Here is a 16,870-nt window from a genome sequence, read left to right as displayed (position 1 = left end):
CGACGTATCCACACAACGACGTGTCCACACAGCAAGGAAAACCATTGAGTACTGTCCAGCATGGGCAGCGAGGCTCGGCAGCGAATAACCGCCGGGTAGCGTTCGCCACCATCATCGGAACCACCATCGAGTGGTACGACTTCTTCATCTACGCCAATGCTGCCGGCCTGGTGTTCGCGAAGCTGTTCTTCGAACCCGCCGGCGAGAATTTCGGCATCCTGATTTCCTTCGCCTCGGTGGGACTCAGCTTCCTGTTCCGTCCGCTGGGCGCCTTCCTCGCCGGACACTTCGGGGACCGCCTCGGCCGCCGCGCCATGCTCGTCATCACGCTGATCATGATGGGGGCGGCCACCACCCTCATCGGCGTGCTGCCGACCTTCGAGACGGCCGGTGTTGTGGCGCCCGTCTTGCTGCTGCTCCTGCGCATCCTGCAGGGCATTTCGGCCGGCGGCGAATGGGGCGGTGCCGTCCTCATGGCGGTCGAACATGCGCCCCGCGGCAGACGCGGCCTGTTCGGTGCCTTCCCCCAGCTCGGCGTTCCGCTCGGTATGCTGCTGGCCTCCGGCGTCCTGGCCCTGATGTCCGGGGTGGTCTCCCCCGGTGCAGCCTTTGTGCAGTGGGGCTGGCGTATTCCGTTCCTGCTCAGCTTCGTCCTGATCGTCGTCGGCTTCATGGTCCGGCGCAGCGTGGAGGAAAGCCCGGTTTTCGAGGAGATCGCCCAAAAGAAGCAGCAGACCCGCGTCCCGGTTGTCGAACTGTTCAGGAAGCACTGGCTGCTTGTCATCATCGCGGCCCTGGTCTTCGCGGGCAACAACGCGGCGGGCTACATGACCACCGGCGGCTACATCCTCAGCTATGCCGCCAATCCCTCCGGACTGGCCATGGACCGCACGCAAGTGCTCCTCGCAGTGACCGGCTCCGCCGCCCTGTGGTTCATCTTCACGCTGATCTCCGGCTACCTCGCGGACGGCATTGGCCGCAAGAAGACCTACCTGATTGGCTACGGCTGCCTCATCGTCACGGTGTTCCCGCTGTTCTGGCTCGTGAACACCGGAAACATCTGGGCGCTGTTCCTTGGCCTTGCACTGTTCACCGTTGGACTCGGCCTGACCTACGGCCCGCAGGCAGCCCTCTACAGCGAACTCTTCCCCGCCTCCATCAGGTTCTCCGGCGTCGCGATCTCCTACGCGCTCGGCGCCATCATCGGCGGCGCGTTCGCTCCCATGATCGCCACCGCCCTGGTACAGGCCACCGGAACAACAGCCTCCGTGTCCGTCTACCTGCTCATTGTGGCTCTTGTTTCAACGGCCGCTGTCCTGGTGATCCGGGAACGCAAGGGGATCGACCTGGGCATCCACAACCAGGCCGAGCAGGAGGTCGGTGCCACCGTCTTCGACCGGCGCCGGGCGGATTCGGCTGACGCTGCAAAGACGGCCGCCGGCGTGTAACCCTGAGCCTGCACACCAACGCGCACGGCTGGCCGGAGCGGACCACTTTGGTTCGCCCCGGCCAGCTGGCTTTGCCCGCCGTCGTCAGCTCGCGCGGGAAGTTCAGCCAGTCAGTTCGCCCCAAGTCAAGGGTTCTGCACCCAAAGACAAGCCAGCGGCCCCCCGGGCGGACAACACTTGGGTATGCCCGCCTCGCCGCCCGGCTGAGCGCACTTTCCTACTCGAAGTGGAGTACCTCTTGGAAACCTACGATGCCCTCCTCGCGTCCATCACCCCCGGCTCCGGCGAGACCCGGACCATCTTCGATCCCGCCACCGGCGGTGTCGTCGGCGAGGCGCCGGTCCACACCGTTGAAGACCTGGAGCGCGCGGTAGCCGCTGCCCAGGCCGCCCAGCCCGCGTGGGCTGCGCTGGGCCACGACGCCCGGTCCGCCGCATTGCTCAAGGCCGCCGACGCCGTCGAACGCTCCGCGGAGGAACTCGCCCAGCTGCTCTCCCGCGAGCAGGGCAAACCCCTCAACGGCCCCAACGCCCGCTTCGAAGTCGGCGCCTGCGCCGCCTGGCTCCGCGCCACCGCGACCACCGAACTCACACCCGAAGTGGTCGTGGACGACGGCGAAACCTACGCCGAACTGCACTACAAGCCCATCGGCGTCGTCGGCGCCATCGGCCCCTGGAACTGGCCCATGATGATCACCATCTGGCAGATCGCCCCCGCCCTCCGTATGGGCAACGCCGTCGTGGTCAAACCCTCCAAAATGACCCCGCTCTCCGTCCTGGCCCTGATCAAGGTCCTCAACGAGGAACTCCCAGAAGGCCTTCTGACCGTCGTCTCCGGCGACCGCGAGGTCGGCGCCCGGTTGGCCGAGCACCCCGCGATCGGAAAGATCATGTTCACCGGCTCCACCGCCGCCGGCCGGTCCATCATCAAATCCTCCGCGGACACCGTCAAACGCCTCACCCTGGAACTGGGCGGCAACGACGCAGGCATCGTCCTGCCCGACGCCGACCCGAAAGCGATCGCCGAGGGCCTCTTCTGGGGCGCCTTCATCAACACCGGCCAGACCTGCGCGGCCCTAAAGCGTCTCTACGTCCACGACGACATCTACGACGCCGTCTGCAGCGAACTCACCACTGTCGCCGCCGCCATGCCCATGGGCGTCGGCACCGACGAGAACAACGTCCTGGGCCCGCTGCAAAACAAAGCCCAGTACGACATCGTCGCCAACCTCGTCCAAGCTGCCAAGGACTCCGGCGCCCGGATCCTGCTCGGCGGAAACCCCGACCCCGACCAGCCCGGCTACTTCTACCCCACCACCCTCGTCGCCGACATCGACAATGACAACCCCCTCGTCGCCGAAGAACAGTTCGGCCCCGCCCTGCCCATCATCCGCTACAGCACCATCGACCAGGCCATCGAGTACGCCAACGCCCTCGACGTCGGACTCGGCGCCTCCGTCTGGTCCCCCAACCTGGCCGCGGCCCGCGAAGTCGCCGCCCGCATCGAAGCCGGCACCGTCTGGATCAACAAGCACGGCGCCGTGGATCCCCGCGTCCCCTTCGGCGGCGCCAAACAATCCGGCTACGGCCTGGAATTCGGCGTCGAAGGCCTCAAACACCTCGGCGTCCCCCAAGTCATCAACGGCTAACCGCTCCACCGGAACAAAAGGGCCGCCGTCGCAACCCCAGACGGCGGCCCTTTTTGTTTGATCATCGGCTTGTTTGATCATCGGGCTGTTTGAGCATCGGGCTGTTTGATTCGGGGGCGCCTGGTCACCGGGAGGCTTGTCATCGGGGCGGCGGGTTCCCGGTCCGCGGGGGCTCCGGCAATAGACTGAAGCCATGCCCCAGACCGGACTCTCCGCCAGCAGACGCTTCCTTCGCGGCCGGATCAGGACAGGGATGGTCCGGAGCCGGAATTCGCTGGTGCCCGCGATCCAGATGACCCTCGGCGCCGTCGCAGCCTATGCCTTTGCCGAGTACGTCCTGGGCCATACCGGACCGCTGTTCGCTGCCACGTCCGCCCTGATTGCCCTCGGTTTCTCCCGCGATCTGCGCATGCGGAGGGTGATGGAGGTGGGCCTGGGCTGCACCATCGGCATTGCCGTGGGCGACATGTTGGTCCACTGGCTCGGGGCCGGGATTTGGCAGGCCGCCGTCGTGCTTTTGATCTCCATACTGCTGGCCCGCTTCCTGGACAGCGGCAACATCTTCACCACGCAGCTGGCGCTGCAGTCGCTGCTGGTGGTGCTGCTGCCGGCGCCTGCCGGCGGCCCCTTCACCCGCAGCATCGACGCCGTGGTGGGCGGCGTGGTGGCCCTGCTGGTCACCGTCCTGGCGCCCAAGGATCCCCGCCGGGAACCGCGCAAGGACGTCCAGAAACTGCTCCATGAACTGGCGGAAGTGCTGCGGGAATGCGCCGCAGCCCTGATGGACAGCGACTCCACCCGGGCCTGGCATGCCCTGGTCCGGGGCCGGAACAGCCAGCCGCTGGTGGACGCCATGCGGCACTCGCTGCGGGCATCCGGCGAGGTGGCCACGCTGGCGCCCGCCTACCGCAGGCACCGGGACGAACTGGACCGGCTGGAGCAGTCGCTCGAGTACATCGACCTTGCCTTGCGGAACAGCCGCGTCTTCGCACGCCGGCTCACCAGTTCCATCAACCACGCCGCGCTATCCGACGAAGCCACTGAGAACATCGCCGAGGTCCTGCAGGAAACCGCAGCGGCCGTGGATGAGCTCTCGCTGGGCCTCGCTGAAGTGCAGGAGGGCGCCCGCGATGCCCACCTGCGCAGCGCCCGGCAGGATCTGGGCGATATCGCCGGGCGGCTGCACCCCAGGATGCTGAAGGTCCAGAAACTTGAGGGCGAGACCGTGGTGATGCTGTTCCGGCCGCTCATGGTGGACCTGCTGGAAGCCGCCGGCATCGACTCCCGCGAGGCGCGCGACCTCCTGCCCCCGCTGTAGGAATTCCGGGGGTTGAGCTTGGGGGAACCCGCCCGCCAAATAATGTCACAGCCGCCGGTTAGTGTGGAGCAATGGCTACAAAGACTTCCCGGGTTTCCAAGGCGCCGGGCTATAAGTGCGCGGAATGTGGCTGGACCACCGTCAAGTGGGTGGGCCGGTGCGGTGAGTGCCAGGCGTGGGGCACCGTTGAGGAAACCGGCACCGCGGTGGCACGTACGACGGCGGCCACTACAGTTCTGGAGCCAGCCCGCCCCATTGCCGAGGTTGACGCCACGACCGCTGCTTACCTGCCCACTGGCGTGGATGAACTGGACCGCGTGCTCGGCGGCGGCGTTGTGCCCGGTGCCGTCATCCTGCTCGCAGGCGAGCCGGGCGTTGGAAAGTCCACGCTGCTGCTGGACGTCGCCGCCAAGTTCGCCCGGACCGGGCAGAGCGTCCTGTACGTGACCGGCGAGGAATCGGCGGCCCAGGTGAAGCTGCGGGCGGAGCGGATCAGCGCGATCGCGGACACCCTGTACCTGTCCGCCGAGACCGACCTTGGTCAGGCGCTGGGCCAGGTGGAGAAGGTGGAGCCGAAGCTGCTGGTTGTCGACTCCGTGCAGACGCTCAGCAGCGCGGACGTGGAGGGCAGTTCCGGCGGCGTCTCGCAGGTCCGCGAGGTGGCTGCCTCGATCATTTCGGCGGCCAAGCGCAGGAACATGACCACGCTGCTGGTGGGGCACGTGACCAAGGACGGCTCCATCGCAGGTCCCCGCCTGTTGGAGCACCTGGTGGACGTCGTATGCCAGTTCGAGGGCGAGCGCCACTCCCGTCTCCGCCTGCTGCGGGCAGTCAAGAACCGTTACGGGCCCACCGACGACGTGGGCTGCTTCGACCTCACCGAGGACGGCATCCTTGGCCTCGCGGATCCCAGCGGGCTGTTCGTCACCCGCACCAAGGAGCCGGTGTCCGGCACCTGCATCACCGTCACCATGGAGGGCCGCAGGCCGCTGCTGGCCGAGGTGCAGTCCCTGCTCGCCGACACCCAGAACTCGCAGCCCCGCCGGGCAACCAGCGGCCTGGACAGTTCCAGGGTCGCCATGCTCCTGGCCGTGTTGCAGCAGCGTGCCGGGTGCCAACTGCAGAAGGACGATTCCTACGTGGCCACGGTGGGCGGCGTGAAGCTCAGCGAGCCGGCCACCGACCTCGCGGTGGCGCTGGCAGTGGCGTCCGCGAAGCACAAGAAACCCCTGCCCCAGCGCCTGATCGCCTTCGGCGAAGTGGGCCTCGCCGGCGAGGTGCGCCCCGTCCCGGGAATCAACCAGCGCATCCATGAGGCCCACCGGCTAGGCTTCACGCACGCCGTCGTTCCCTCCAGCCCCACCGGCCCCGGCCCGGTCCCGGCAGGCTTTTCCGTGAAGGAAGTGGGCCACCTGACCGAGGTCCTGGAACTGCTCATCACAAAGCCCTGAGCAGCTGTCAGCCCTGAGCAGCTGTCAGCCCTGACCAGCTGTCAGCCCTGACCAGCTGTCAGCCCTGACCAGCTGTCAGCCTTCAGCCTTCTGCTGCCCCTGAAGATCTGTTCGCCGTTCAGCAAAAAATGGTCCGCACCGTCCCCCTGGCAGTTCCAGAGTGACGGTGCGGGCCGCTGTTGTTGGGTGCCGCTCTTGGGCTACTTCCTGACCGCCCGCGTGCGGGCAAGGGCCGTGGCGCCCGCGGCAAGGCCAAGGAGACCCGCCACCAGCCCGATCCAGCCGGCGGCCTGGCTGCCGTTGGAAGCGCCGGCCTGCGTTGCCGAACCAGCCGGTGCGGCATCCGGCGTCGCCGTTGCGGACCCTTCGGCGGTCTCTGCCGCGGTGACGACGAACGAAGGTGCCGGGTGGTGTTCCTCCGCCTCGGCGGCCGGTGCGGACGAGCTCGAGGCGGAGGAGGTTGCGGACGCGTGCCCGTGCTCAGCCTCGGCCGCGTCCGCCCAATTGACTGTGGTTCCGTCGGTGTAGTCCTGGGCCGCGGGCAGCATCAGGGTGGTGCCCGCGGCCGGGAGCCGGCCGACGGACAGCGTGAACGTCTGGAATTCGTTCTGCCCGATCTGGTGGGCAGGGTCCGCGGTCCAGATCACGCTGGTCGGCGCCTTGGTGACTGTTGCGCCGGCAACGTCCACGGGCTTGGGCAGGGTAGTGGTGACCACCTGCGCCTTCCAGCCGTCCATCGGCTTCACGGAGACCGAGGTCAGCGGGGTGTCGGTGGGGAGCTTGACCTCCAGCCGGTTGGTCTTGGCCGTCTCGGATTCGTTCGGAACGCTGAACGTCAGCTTGGTGAAGCCGCCCTCGGAGGTTGCGGAGGGATCAACCGTGACGTGCGCGGACGCTGCGGCGGCACCGGCGGCGAGGAGCCCGGCAGTGAGGGAGGCGGCTGCTGCGGTCTTGAGGGTACGGCGAATGGAGGTGTTCATGATGGGGTAATGCCTTTCACAGAAAAATCAGTCAGGGACCCGTGCGCCCCCAAGACGGCACGGGCAGGTAGCTGCACGCCGCCGTCGGACCCTGGCTGAAAACGGAACCGTCCGTATTGGAACGGCCCGTTCTGCAAGGAACCCGTCTAGGCGGCCAAAGGCACCGGCGGCCCGCGCCGGGTTGGCAGGCGCACGCCGGCGCGCGTCCGCGGGAGCACGGCCGGAGCCGGAAAAGGCGCGGGGACGCGGGCGGGAAGAACAGCTGCCGGTTCGTGCCGGCGGAAAAGCGGTTGCAGCCACGAGGCAAGTGTTGCCAGCACCCGTTCCCCGCGGGCCAGCAGGACTGCGGTGCACAGCGTGGCGACGGCGTGCGCAACGAACATGACGCCGTCGGACGCAGCGGAATGGGCGCTTTCGGCCGCCACGGGGCTCAGGAATGCCGGATCCAAAGCTCCCCCCGCGTGGCCGGCATGGCCCGGCATCAGGACAGCGGACGCCGGTGCGGCAGCACCCGCGCCGCCCAGCGCATCGAAGGCCCAGTGCAGCCAGAACTGGCCGGCACCCAGCAGACCGACCAAGGCAGGGAAGGAGAGCCGGAACCGCGTCAGCGCGGCGACGGGAACCAGTGTCACGGCGAACAGCGCCGCCAGGATGGCCGCTGCCGGAAGCTCGCCGCCGCCCGCGAGGTGCCCGCCGGCAGCAAACCCGATAACGAGGGAACCGATCAGCCCGGTGCGGAAAAGCCGGAACGAGGCACGGGGCATCATCAGCGGTCCCTTTCCACAAGATCGACGGGCAGCGCGGGCGTCACAGCAATTCTACGGGCAGCCCCTGGCGCTGCCCCGTGCCCCATTTCCCGGACCACTATTCCGGGCCGCCCAGAGCTGTAAAAAACCGCGCCACGGCCCAAGGTTTTCCCACGCTGCCGTGTCTACGGTCAGGGGTGTCACAGCAGCTCCGGGCCTGGTGGAGGGAGGCACCGATGGATCTTCGAGCTCCCCTGCGCCTCTTCCGCGCAGCCCTGGTCACCCTAATGTCAGTCTCTCTGGCGGCGGCCGGCCACGTGCTGGGTGGCGGGCAGCTTCCGGACATCGTGACACTTGCCGTGACAGCAGTGCTCCTGTTGGGCCCGGCCGCCTGGCTCGCGCGGCGGGAACTGTCGTTCTCTGTCCTGTTCGGGGTGCTCGGCGCCGGCCAGCTGACGCTGCACGCGGCCTTCACAGCCTTCTCCCCTGGTGCTTCCTGCCTGCCCCGGCTCCCCCTTGCCCAGTTGCCCGGAAGTTTGGCGCCGCTGGCCGGCGGTTTAACCCACGGCGGGCATGCGGACCTGAGCTGCACGGCAGCAATGGAAACCATGCCCATGGATGAGGGCGCCAATTCACCCGCGGTGCTGGCAGGCCACCTCCTCGCCATGCTGGCCACCGCCTGGCTGATGCGCAGGGGCGAGGCCGCACTGTGGCAGCTCCTGGCGTGGCTCCGGCCGCTGGTGCGGCTCCCCCGGCCCGCCGGGTTCACGCCCGCCAGCCACCGTCCTGCGGCATGGCCAACGGTCTTCGTCGCGGCTCACCGCCGGAACCTGCGGCACGACACTCTTCGCGGTCCGCCGCTGGCAGTCCTCCCGCGCACCATAGAGTGACTTTCCTGCGCATGGCTGGCCAGCCTGCGAAAGGGGTGCCGGGACGCTGCCTGACCTCCCATCATCCCCGCTTCCCCGGCGTGAGCCAGGGCGGCACCCGCGAAAGGCTCTGTGATGACCACCTCAAACACCCGTGCACTGAAGTCCCGGACTCCAAAAACTTCCACACTGAAAACTTCTGCCCTGAAAACTGTCACTGTCGTCTCAGCGGCGGCCGGCCTCATGGTCCTGGGCGTGGGCTCGGCATCCGCCCACGTCCACGTTGACCCGGCCTCAACATCGGCCGGCGGCTTCTCGCAGCTGACATTCAGGGTTCCCAACGAGTCCGGTACCGCCAAGACCACCAAGGTCACTGTCACGCTGCCCACGGCAACGCCGTTCACCTCCGTTTCGGTCAAGCCCCTCGACGGCTGGACGGCGAAGATCACCGAGGCGGCCCTGCCCGCTCCTGTCACCGTTGAAGGAGCCAAGATCACCAAGGCCGCCACAACGGTCACCTGGACTGCCGATGCGGCCCACCAGCTCGGGCAGCACGAGTACCAGACGTTCTCCATCTCGGTCGGCCGGCTTCCGGAGGCGGGTACCACCGTAGCCCTGCCTGCTGCACAGACCTACTCCGACGGAACGGTGGTGAACTGGAACGAGCCCGAAACCGCCGGCCAGGCCCAGCCGGAGCACCCGGTTCCCTCCTTCGTCACCACCGCGGCGGCGGACGAGCACTCCCATGCGGCACCGCCTGCGCCGGCAGCACCCGCCGCAGACACGCCAACTGCGGACACCGCAGCGGCAGCATCGTCAACCACCCCGGCTACGGCCGCGCCTGACAACACGTTCGGCATCGTCGGCCTGGGCGCAGGTCTGCTCGGCCTGGCCGCCGGGACGGCGGCGCTGGCGCGGACCAGGAAGCGTTAATGTTTAGGCGCGGGTGACCACGAGCGCCGCGCTGTGCCCGCCGAACCCGAAGGCATTGACGAGTCCCGCCGTCGCGGTGCTGCCGCTGACGGTACCGGTGATGACGTTGAGGTCCACCTCGGGATCAAGGGCAGCCACGTTGTAGGTGCCGGGCAGGTCGCCGGTTCGGAGTGCCTGCAGCGTGGCGATGGCGGCAAGCGCACCCGCGCCGCCGAGCAGGTGTCCGGTGAGGGACTTCGTGGAGGTCACCGGGACCTGGTCACCGGCAATGGCTTTGATGGCCTGCGCCTCCAGCCGGTCTCCCACGGGCGTCGAGGTGGCGTGCGCGTGCACGAACCCGATGTCGGTTCCATGGAGGCCTGCGGAGGCAAGGGCCTTCTCCATGACCCGCACCTGCATGTCCGGATCGGCTGCCACGATGTCGTTCGCGTCCGAGGTCACGGCTGCCCCGGCAATGCCGCCCAGCACTTCCGCGCCCCGGGCACGCGCGTGGTCCTCGCTCTCCAGCACCACGATCCCCGCCCCCTCGGACAGGACGAACCCGTCGCGGTCGCGGTCGAACGGCCGCGAGGCCCGCTCCGGATCGTCGTTGCGCGTGGAGAGCGCCCGGATCTGGGAAAAACCGCTGATGATCAGGTCGTTGACGCAGGCATCAACGCCGCCGGCAATTACGACGTCGGCCGCCCCGGACCTGATCATTTCGGCACCCTGGGCAATCGCCTCGGCCCCGGACGCACAGGCGCTGACGGGAGTGCGTGCCCCGCCCTTGGCACCGAGATCGATGGAAACCCACGCGGACGGCCCGTTCACCATGAGCCGGGTCAGGGTATGCGGGGAAACCTTGCGCGGGCCGCCGTTGTCCAGCTCCCTGACCTGAGCGAGCACGGTGTCCATGCCGCCGTAGGCCGAGCCGATCACGACGGCGAACCGCTCCGGTTCGACACTCGGCTTCCCCGCCTGCTCCCAGGCCTCACGGGAGGCAACGAGCGCCAGCTGCCCGCAGCGGTCCATCCGCTTCAGCTCGCGGGTGCCCAGGAATGCACCAAGGTCGGCGGAGACCCGGCCGGCGATGCGCACCGGCAGGGCCTCAGCCCAGCCGTCCTGCAGCGCCGCGATGCCCGAGCGCCCGGCCAGCATAGCCTCCCAGGTCTCGGCCACGGTGGCCCCGAGCGGGTTCATGGAACCCATGCCGGTCACGACGACACTGGCTGACCGTGTAACAGGTGCTGCTGCAGACGGCTGGTTTGTGGACACGGCGATACCTTGCTTCTTTGGTTGGGAGACCGTTCGGGAGCTGGAGCCCCGCGTCGGCGCAGCTACTTTGCGGGGTTGTGCGTCCCGATAGGCACCAGCGTGAGGTCCGGATGGTTCTTCTCGATGCGGCGCAGGGCCCAGACGTCGTTGAAGAGGGCCAGGTATTCGCCGTCGGACCGCAGCAGCACCTCGGCGCCGGGCACGTTGGCCAGCGCCGGCATGGCGTCCGCCGTCGAGATCCTGGCCATGGAATACGGGAGTCGTTCCAGGCGCATGGGCGCGCTGAAGTCGTGCGCCATGCGGTCCTCCACCACTTCGAACTGCATGGGTCCGACGGCGGCAAGCACCGGCGCCTGGTCACCGCGGACATCGGAGCGCAGCACCTGGATGACGCCCTCGTGCTCAAGCTGCTCGATGCCCCGGCGGAACTGCTTGAAGCGGCTGGGGTCCTTGGAGCGGGCAACCTGGAAGTGCTCGGGCGCGAACAGCGGAATGGCCGGGAACTCCACCGGTTCCTCGAGGAAGAGGCTGTCGCCCACCCGCAGCGAGGACGCGTTGACCAGGCCCACGACGTCGCCCGGGTAGGCCTCGTCGATGACCTCGCGTTCGCGGCCGAAAACCTGCTGCGCGTACTTCGTGGCGAACGACTTTCCGGTCCGGGTCTGGGTGACCACCATGCCGCGCTCGAACATGCCGGAGCAGACGCGGATGAAGGCTACGTGGTCGCGGTGTGCCTTGTTCATCCCTGCCTGGACCTTGAAGACGAAGCCGGAGAACGGCGACTCGACGGCACGCGGGGTGCCTTCGATGTCCGGCCGGGGCGCGGCCGGCGGGGCGAAATCCACCAGGGCGTCAAGGAGTTCCTTGACGCCGAAGTTCAGCGCCGCGGAGCTGAACAGGATGGGGGTGGCCTTGCCGGCGTGGAAGCTTTCGACGTCGAAGGCGAGGTTGGACTCGATGACCAGGCCCGCCTCGTCGACGGCGTCAGTCCAGTTCGCGCCCTGGCTTTCGGCGGCCTCTTCGGGGGTGAAGTATTCGGTGAGGGCGATGCTGGCGCCGGCGTTGTTCCGCTGGAAGCGCGCGAACCTGTCGTTGCGCAGGTCCCACACGCCGCGGAAATCACCGGAGATGCCTACGGCCCAGGTCAAGGGCATGGGCTGCAGCCCGGTGCGTTCGGTGATCTCGTCCATGAGGGCCAGTGCGTCCAGGCCGGGGCGGTCCCACTTGTTGATGACGGTGATGATGGGGAGGTTCCGCTGCTTGCAGACCTCAAACAGCTTCATGGTCTGAGTCTCGAGGCCCTTGGCCGCGTCCACGAGCATCACGGCACAGTCGACGGCGGCGAGCACCCGGTAGGTGTCCTCGGAGAAGTCTGCGTGGCCGGGGGTGTCCAGCAGGTTGATCACGGTATCCCGATAGGAGAACTGCAGGGCGGCCGAGCTGATGGAAATGCCGCGGTCCTTCTCCATCTGCATCCAGTCCGAGACCGTTTCCTTGCGGTTGGCCTTGCCGCTGGAGGCACCCGCAGTGCCGATCACCTTTGCGTGCAGGGCGAGGGCCTCGGTGAGCGTGGACTTGCCGGCGTCCGGGTGGGAGATGACGGCGAACGTCCGGCGCCGGGAGGCCTGCTTGTGGATCTCGTGCACTCGGGCGGGGCTCTGCACTTCTTGGGACACGGTGCTACTTTCACTGCGATCCGCGGGGGATCCTGGTTGGAAAATCTGGAACGGCCTGAAAAGTCTTCGTGGCATCAGATGGGGACATCAGATGCTCCGAAATCCGGCGGCCGGGTGGCGGCGGAACCTGCCAGCCAAGGCTTCAAGTTTATCGCAGGGGCGGAATCCGCACCGAAGGCAGGCCAAAAGTACCCCCGGGCCGGCCCCCGTCGAACGCACTCCGGATGCCTGTTCCGCAGGCCCCCGGTGGGGCACTTTGAGGCTTGCCTGTGCGGTTGCTGGGGTAATCTACCTCTAGGATGGTGCATGCGGGAAACCGAGTACTTTTGATCCTGCCGGCGGCCTGTTGAAAACCGGCAAACCTGCAGGCCCCGCCTGCACCTTTGAAGGGAATATCTATGGCTCGCAGCCCTGAAGAATCGCTCAAAGCGACTTTGGGGAGGGTGGCCCCGGGGACCGCGTTGCGGGACGGCCTGGAACGCATTCTCCGCGGACGCACCGGCGCACTGATCGTGCTGGGCTCGGACCGGACCATCGACTCGATCTGCTCGGGCGGCTTCGACATCGGCATCGACTTCTCACCGACCCGGCTCCGCGAACTGGCCAAGATGGACGGCGCCATCATCTGCGACAGGGACGCCGGCAACATCCTCCGGGCCGCCGTCCAGCTCGTGCCGGACCCCAGCATCGAAACCCAGGAATCCGGCACCCGGCACCGGACCGCCGAACGCGTTGCCATCCAGACCGGCGTCCCGGTGATCTCGGTCAGCCAGTCCATGCAGATCATCGCCCTGTACGTCAACGGGCTGCGGCACGTGCTCGAGGGCTCAGAAAAGGTCCTGGCCCGCGCCAACCAGGCCCTGGCCACCCTGGAACGCTACCGTTCCCGCCTCGACCAGGTGACCAGCTCGCTCTCCGCCCTGGAGATCGAGGCCATGGTGACGGTCCGCGATGTGGCAGTGACCCTGCAGCGCCAGGAGATGGTGCGGAGGATCTCCGAGGAGATCTCGCAGTATGTGCTGGAGCTGGGCGAGGACGGCAGGCTCCTGTCCCTCCAGCTGGACGAGCTCACCGTGGGCCGCGGCCCGGGCAGCGACATCATCATCCGCGACTACGCCGGGCCAAATGCATCCCCGGAGGACATCGACGGCGCGGTCAGCGCCCTCCTCAACCTCGGCCCCACCGAACTGATCGACCTCAGCAAGATTGCCGGGATCATCGGGTTTGCCGGCGGCGTGGACACCCTCGACGCCGTGGTGCAGCCGCGGGGCTACCGGCTTCTTTCCGGGCTCAAGGCTGTGCCGAAGGCCGTCGCGGACAGGCTGGTGGACCACTTCGGCGGGCTGCAGCACCTCATGGCTGCCACCATTGACGACCTGATGACCGTGGACGGCATCGGCGACCAGCGTGCCCGCACGGTCCGCGAGGGCCTCAGCCGGATGGCCGAAGCCAGCCTGCTGGACCGTTTCCTCTGACCCCGCGGTTCCGCCAGGCCCAGGTGGCATCAGCTGAGCTGGAAGACCGTCGGCGGGCTGACCTTGGCGCCAAGCTTCGCGATGAACACGTAGTATCCGCTGCCGGCAACCGCGCCGTCCGGGACCTTCTCGCAGCCCTGCACGGACCGGTTGCGCGGCCACGGGAAGTTCGCGGTTTCGCTCTTGCCGGGCGCGATGGTCTTGACCAGGTCAGTGCTGGCAGCCTGGCAGTCGGCGGATGAGAAGACACGGTCCGAACCACTGGTGACCAGGAAGTCCATCTGCGACGTGCCGATGTTCACCTTGCACGGCAGCTTTCCGCCGTTGGTGACCGTGAGGCTCAGCACCGGCTTTTCGTCCGCCGCGTAGGACGTTTTGTTCGTGGTTGCCTTGACCGTCACCAGCTTCTGGTCGCAGCTGGGCGAAGCGGACGGGGTGCCAGACGGGCTGGCCGACGCCGTGGGCCCGGCCTGGGCGGTGCCGTCGCCCTGCGTCGAAGGATCCTGGGAGGAGTCCTGGGCGGACGAGGCCTGCTGGGCGCCACCGAGGAGGCTGGTGAGTGTTGCGATACCCCCGGCGATCAGGCCCAGGACCAGCAGCAGCGCCACTCCGGCAAAGAGCCGACGGCGGCGGTACACGGCGGGGGTCGGCTTGCGCCCTGCGCGGGACGCCGTTTTCCCGGGTGCTGTTTTTTGTCCCGCCGCTCTTGGCGACCGGTTCCGGCCCGCGCCGGAGTTCGGAGTGTCTTGCCTGCCCATCCTTCTAGGCTAAGGAACAGCCGGCTTTCTGCGGCCCCACCACGCCGCCCCTGCCGCACCATGTCCAATTCGTGACTCAAATTCGGGTGACAACTGTCAGCACACTTACTAAAATTGAATTCCGGTTACCACTTACCGGGCCGAGTTGGAGAGGACGACTGATGGTAGATCACGTTTCTGGCGGTCACCTCGAACGCGTCCTGCTGCCGCTGACGTTTGGCAAACATCAGAGCCAGGGGACCGAGTTCACGGTGCTTGCGGTTGAGATCTGGGACACCGGCATAGTGGTGAACCTGCATCTCGCATCAGTCAATGAAGACGAGCCGCAAACCCCCGCAATCGTTGTCCATGACCACTTTGACACAAAGTACAGGTTGGATGAGGTGGCCACCGTCGGCTCCCGCCAGCTGCAGTTCTTTGCGCCCTCAATACCGGAAGGAACGCGCAGCCTGACCATCCGCTCCGGGGACCCGAACAGTGCCAGCTTCGTGGTGGCTCTTGCGGTTCCGGCGTCCAACGGCCGCGGCGGTGAAACCCTGCACGGCCATGTGCGGCGGTTGCCCGCGCGGCGTGAGGGACTGCCGCCCGCGGAGCAGGAGGCCAGCTGACGGCACGGGCCGGGAACCGCCGTCGGGGTTTTCAACTAGAGTGTTGGCATCAAAACCACAGCCTCTTACCCCGCCGCGCCCAGCCCTGACACGACCGCGCCCGCCATACCCCGGCGCGCCCCTGCCGAGCTGACCGGCATCCACTCCTCGCTGGAGGGCTGGTTCGACGCCGAGGCCCGGGATCTGCCGTGGCGCGCGCCCGGCTGCCCGCCCTGGGGCGTGCTGGTCAGTGAGATCATGCTGCAGCAGACCCCCGTGGTGCGAGTACTGCCGGTCTGGGAAGAGTGGCTGCGCCGGTGGCCGGAGCCTGCCGCGCTGGCCCGGGAACCCTCGGGTGAGGCGGTCCGCGCCTGGGGCCGGCTGGGCTATCCGCGGCGCGCCCTCAGGCTGCACGGCGCGGCAGTCGCCATCGACCGCGACCACGGCGGCAGGGTCCCGTCCAACTACGCCGAGCTGCTCGGCCTGCCGGGCGTGGGCAGCTACACGGCGGCCGCAGTCGCCGCCTTTGCCTATGGTCGGCGCGAGACGGTGGTGGATACCAACATCCGCCGCGTCCACGCGCGGCTCTTTTCGGGAACGGCCCTGCCCGCCCCCGCCCTGACGGCCGCGGAGATGCGGCTTGCCGCCGAGCTGCTGCCCTCCGATGCCGGCAGTTCCGTCCGTTGGAACGCTTCGGTCATGGAGCTGGGGGCGCTGGTGTGTACGGCGCGGGCGCCCAAGTGCCCGGCCTGCCCGGTGCGCGACCGGTGTGCCTGGCTCGCCGCCGGCGAGCCACCGCCGTCGTACACGCCCAAGGGCCAGGCGTGGCACGGCACGGACCGCCAGGTCCGCGGCGGCGTGATGGCCGTGCTCCGGCTGGCGGACGCGCCGGTACCGGCGGAGATGTTCCAGCAGGCCCCGGCCGACCTCGGGTTCGAAGCCGCCGGCATCGGCGTGCCGCTGGCTGCCCTGCACCGGCTGAACTGCGCGCCGGAACAGCTGGAACGGGCGCTGGCGGGCCTGCTGGAGGACGGCCTGGCTGAGCTGCACCAGGGCGGCTACCGGCTGCCCGCCTGACAGCCGCGGCACGGGTTAGCCCAGGCTCCGCCGCCGCGGGTTTTGGTCTCAGTTTGGCCCCACTGCAGCGCCCCGGGTAACGATGAAGGCGCCAGTTCGCGCCAGCCGGTTCCACCGCTGAAAGGCAGGCTTACCCTGAAGTATGGGCAAGACAGGGGTACTTTTGGCCACAATCACGACGACGGCACTCATCTCGGGCTGCCATGCTTTCGAGACGGTGTGCCCGGCGGTCGGCCAGGTGTCCGGAGTCGCCGTCACTGTGGCGGCCAGCTACTCGCCCCAAGTGAAAACGCTGCACCTGTTGGCCTGCCAGGACGGCAAGTGCAAAGAGGACACCATCGAGCTCGTACCGGGCTCCGTCCCGGTGGATCTGGGCTGCGCCGATGATTCCAGGCCCGACGGCGTGTGTTCGGCAACGTCCAAGCCGGACGGCACCCAACGCGGACTGCTTGAACTGGACACCCTGGGCGACTCCCCCATCGACGTCACCGCGAGCGGGTCTTACGCCAATGGCAAGCCGCTGCCCACACGCACGCTGCGCTTCGAGCCCAAGGCCAGCTACCCGTTTGGCGAGCAGTGCGGACGGTTTGTCTCCGCTTCAGTGGTGCTGGATGCGGCGGGCCTAAGGCAGGACAGGTAGCCCGGCCCGG

Annotated in this window: 15 protein-coding genes; 10 read left to right on the top strand and 5 right to left on the bottom strand. The window is 67.9% G+C overall.

The genetic code is table 11. The annotated features are described in order from the left end of the window. The first annotated feature begins 44 nt into the window (after nt 1-44). The 4 genes from QFZ23_RS02985 (at nt 45) to radA (ending at nt 5,865) form a co-directional block, all read left to right on the top strand. Nucleotides 45-1,448: an MFS transporter gene (locus QFZ23_RS02985; RefSeq protein ID WP_306920454.1), complete on the top strand. Its 1,404-nt coding sequence runs from the start codon at nt 45-47 to the stop codon at nt 1,446-1,448. 238 nt (nt 1,449-1,686) lie between these two features. Continuing rightward, nucleotides 1,687-3,096, top strand: coding sequence for an aldehyde dehydrogenase family protein (locus QFZ23_RS02980; RefSeq protein WP_306920453.1), 1,410 nt, complete (start codon nt 1,687-1,689; stop codon nt 3,094-3,096). Between the two features lie 193 nt (nt 3,097-3,289). After that, nucleotides 3,290-4,414, top strand: a complete 1,125-nt coding sequence (locus QFZ23_RS02975; RefSeq protein WP_306920452.1) for an FUSC family protein — start codon at nt 3,290-3,292, stop codon at nt 4,412-4,414. Nucleotides 4,415-4,485: 71 nt separating this feature from the next. Beyond that, complete coding sequence (gene radA / locus QFZ23_RS02970; RefSeq protein WP_306920451.1) at nt 4,486-5,865, top strand: DNA repair protein RadA; 1,380 nt, start codon at nt 4,486-4,488, stop codon at nt 5,863-5,865. 200 nt (nt 5,866-6,065) lie between these two features. Here the strand turns inward: radA and QFZ23_RS02965 are convergent, their stop codons facing one another. After that, a complete protein-coding gene (locus tag QFZ23_RS02965) occupies nt 6,066-6,845 on the bottom strand; it encodes a YcnI family copper-binding membrane protein (RefSeq protein WP_306920450.1) in 780 nt (259 codons plus the stop codon). Nucleotides 6,846-6,991: 146 nt separating this feature from the next. Continuing rightward, complete coding sequence (locus tag QFZ23_RS02960; protein WP_306920449.1) at nt 6,992-7,612, bottom strand: hypothetical protein; 621 nt, start codon at nt 7,610-7,612, stop codon at nt 6,992-6,994. Nucleotides 7,613-7,827: 215 nt separating this feature from the next. Here QFZ23_RS02960 and QFZ23_RS02955 point away from each other — a divergent pair, with 215 nt between their 5' ends. After that, nucleotides 7,828-8,481 (top strand): hypothetical protein, encoded by a 654-nt coding sequence (locus QFZ23_RS02955; RefSeq protein ID WP_306920448.1) that lies wholly within the window; start codon nt 7,828-7,830, stop codon nt 8,479-8,481. A gap of 114 nt (nt 8,482-8,595) precedes the next feature. After that, the gene (locus QFZ23_RS02950; RefSeq protein ID WP_306920447.1) at nt 8,596-9,393 is read left to right on the top strand and encodes a YcnI family copper-binding membrane protein; all 798 of its coding nucleotides are present in this window, start codon (nt 8,596-8,598) and stop codon (nt 9,391-9,393) included. 3 nt (nt 9,394-9,396) lie between these two features. Here QFZ23_RS02950 and QFZ23_RS02945 read toward each other — a convergent pair whose 3' ends face one another. After that, nucleotides 9,397-10,647, bottom strand: coding sequence for a beta-ketoacyl-[acyl-carrier-protein] synthase family protein (locus tag QFZ23_RS02945; RefSeq protein WP_306920446.1), 1,251 nt, complete (start codon nt 10,645-10,647; stop codon nt 9,397-9,399). A 62-nt stretch (nt 10,648-10,709) separates the two neighbouring features. Beyond that, complete coding sequence (locus QFZ23_RS02940; RefSeq protein WP_306920445.1) at nt 10,710-12,323, bottom strand: peptide chain release factor 3; 1,614 nt, start codon at nt 12,321-12,323, stop codon at nt 10,710-10,712. A gap of 398 nt (nt 12,324-12,721) precedes the next feature. Between QFZ23_RS02940 and disA the strand changes: the two genes are divergently transcribed. Then, on the top strand, nt 12,722-13,798 hold the full coding sequence (gene disA / locus QFZ23_RS02935) for a DNA integrity scanning diadenylate cyclase DisA (RefSeq protein ID WP_306920444.1): 1,077 nt from the start codon (nt 12,722-12,724) through the stop codon (nt 13,796-13,798). Between the two features lie 29 nt (nt 13,799-13,827). Here disA and QFZ23_RS02930 read toward each other — a convergent pair whose 3' ends face one another. Further along, nucleotides 13,828-14,556, bottom strand: a complete 729-nt coding sequence (locus tag QFZ23_RS02930) for a hypothetical protein (RefSeq protein WP_306920443.1) — start codon at nt 14,554-14,556, stop codon at nt 13,828-13,830. Nucleotides 14,557-14,717: 161 nt separating this feature from the next. Between QFZ23_RS02930 and QFZ23_RS02925 the strand changes: the two genes are divergently transcribed. The 3 genes from QFZ23_RS02925 to QFZ23_RS02915 all read left to right on the top strand — a co-directional run bounded on the left by QFZ23_RS02925 (nt 14,718) and on the right by QFZ23_RS02915 (nt 16,860). Next, nucleotides 14,718-15,164 carry a hypothetical protein gene (locus QFZ23_RS02925; protein ID WP_306920442.1) on the top strand — a complete coding sequence of 149 codons (447 nt, stop codon included), beginning with the start codon at nt 14,718-14,720 and terminating at the stop codon, nt 15,162-15,164. 237 nt (nt 15,165-15,401) lie between these two features. Next, a complete protein-coding gene (locus QFZ23_RS02920; protein WP_306920441.1) occupies nt 15,402-16,220 on the top strand; it encodes an A/G-specific adenine glycosylase in 819 nt (272 codons plus the stop codon). A 142-nt stretch (nt 16,221-16,362) separates the two neighbouring features. Next, nucleotides 16,363-16,860 (top strand): hypothetical protein, encoded by a 498-nt coding sequence (locus QFZ23_RS02915; protein WP_306920440.1) that lies wholly within the window; start codon nt 16,363-16,365, stop codon nt 16,858-16,860. Nucleotides 16,861-16,870 lie beyond the last annotated feature (10 nt).

Origin of the sequence: Arthrobacter globiformis, from assembly GCF_030818015.1 — a bacterium.
Classification (GTDB): Bacteria; Actinomycetota; Actinomycetes; order Actinomycetales; family Micrococcaceae; genus Arthrobacter; species Arthrobacter globiformis_C.
The sequence above is the reverse complement of the archived record's forward strand: the minus strand, read 5'-3'. Positions and strand labels throughout refer to the sequence as shown.

Bases quoted from the DNA above. Each gene is read 5' to 3' on its own strand.
- QFZ23_RS02975 (WP_306920452.1), top strand. From the start codon at position 3,290: ATGCCCCAGACCGGACTCTCCGCCAGCAGACGCTTCCTTCGCGGCCGG.
- radA (WP_306920451.1), top strand. From the start codon at position 4,486: ATGGCTACAAAGACTTCCCGGGTTTCCAAGGCGCCGGGCTATAAGTGC.
- QFZ23_RS02965 (WP_306920450.1), bottom strand. From the start codon at position 6,845: ATGAACACCTCCATTCGCCGTACCCTCAAGACCGCAGCAGCCGCCTCC.
- QFZ23_RS02960 (WP_306920449.1), bottom strand. From the start codon at position 7,612: ATGATGCCCCGTGCCTCGTTCCGGCTTTTCCGCACCGGGCTGATCGGT.
- QFZ23_RS02955 (WP_306920448.1), top strand. From the start codon at position 7,828: ATGGATCTTCGAGCTCCCCTGCGCCTCTTCCGCGCAGCCCTGGTCACC.
- QFZ23_RS02950 (WP_306920447.1), top strand. From the start codon at position 8,596: ATGACCACCTCAAACACCCGTGCACTGAAGTCCCGGACTCCAAAAACT.
- disA (WP_306920444.1), top strand. From the start codon at position 12,722: ATGGCTCGCAGCCCTGAAGAATCGCTCAAAGCGACTTTGGGGAGGGTG.
- QFZ23_RS02930 (WP_306920443.1), bottom strand. From the start codon at position 14,556: ATGGGCAGGCAAGACACTCCGAACTCCGGCGCGGGCCGGAACCGGTCG.
- QFZ23_RS02925 (WP_306920442.1), top strand. From the start codon at position 14,718: ATGGTAGATCACGTTTCTGGCGGTCACCTCGAACGCGTCCTGCTGCCG.
- QFZ23_RS02920 (WP_306920441.1), top strand. From the start codon at position 15,402: ATGCTGCAGCAGACCCCCGTGGTGCGAGTACTGCCGGTCTGGGAAGAG.
- QFZ23_RS02915 (WP_306920440.1), top strand. From the start codon at position 16,363: ATGGGCAAGACAGGGGTACTTTTGGCCACAATCACGACGACGGCACTC.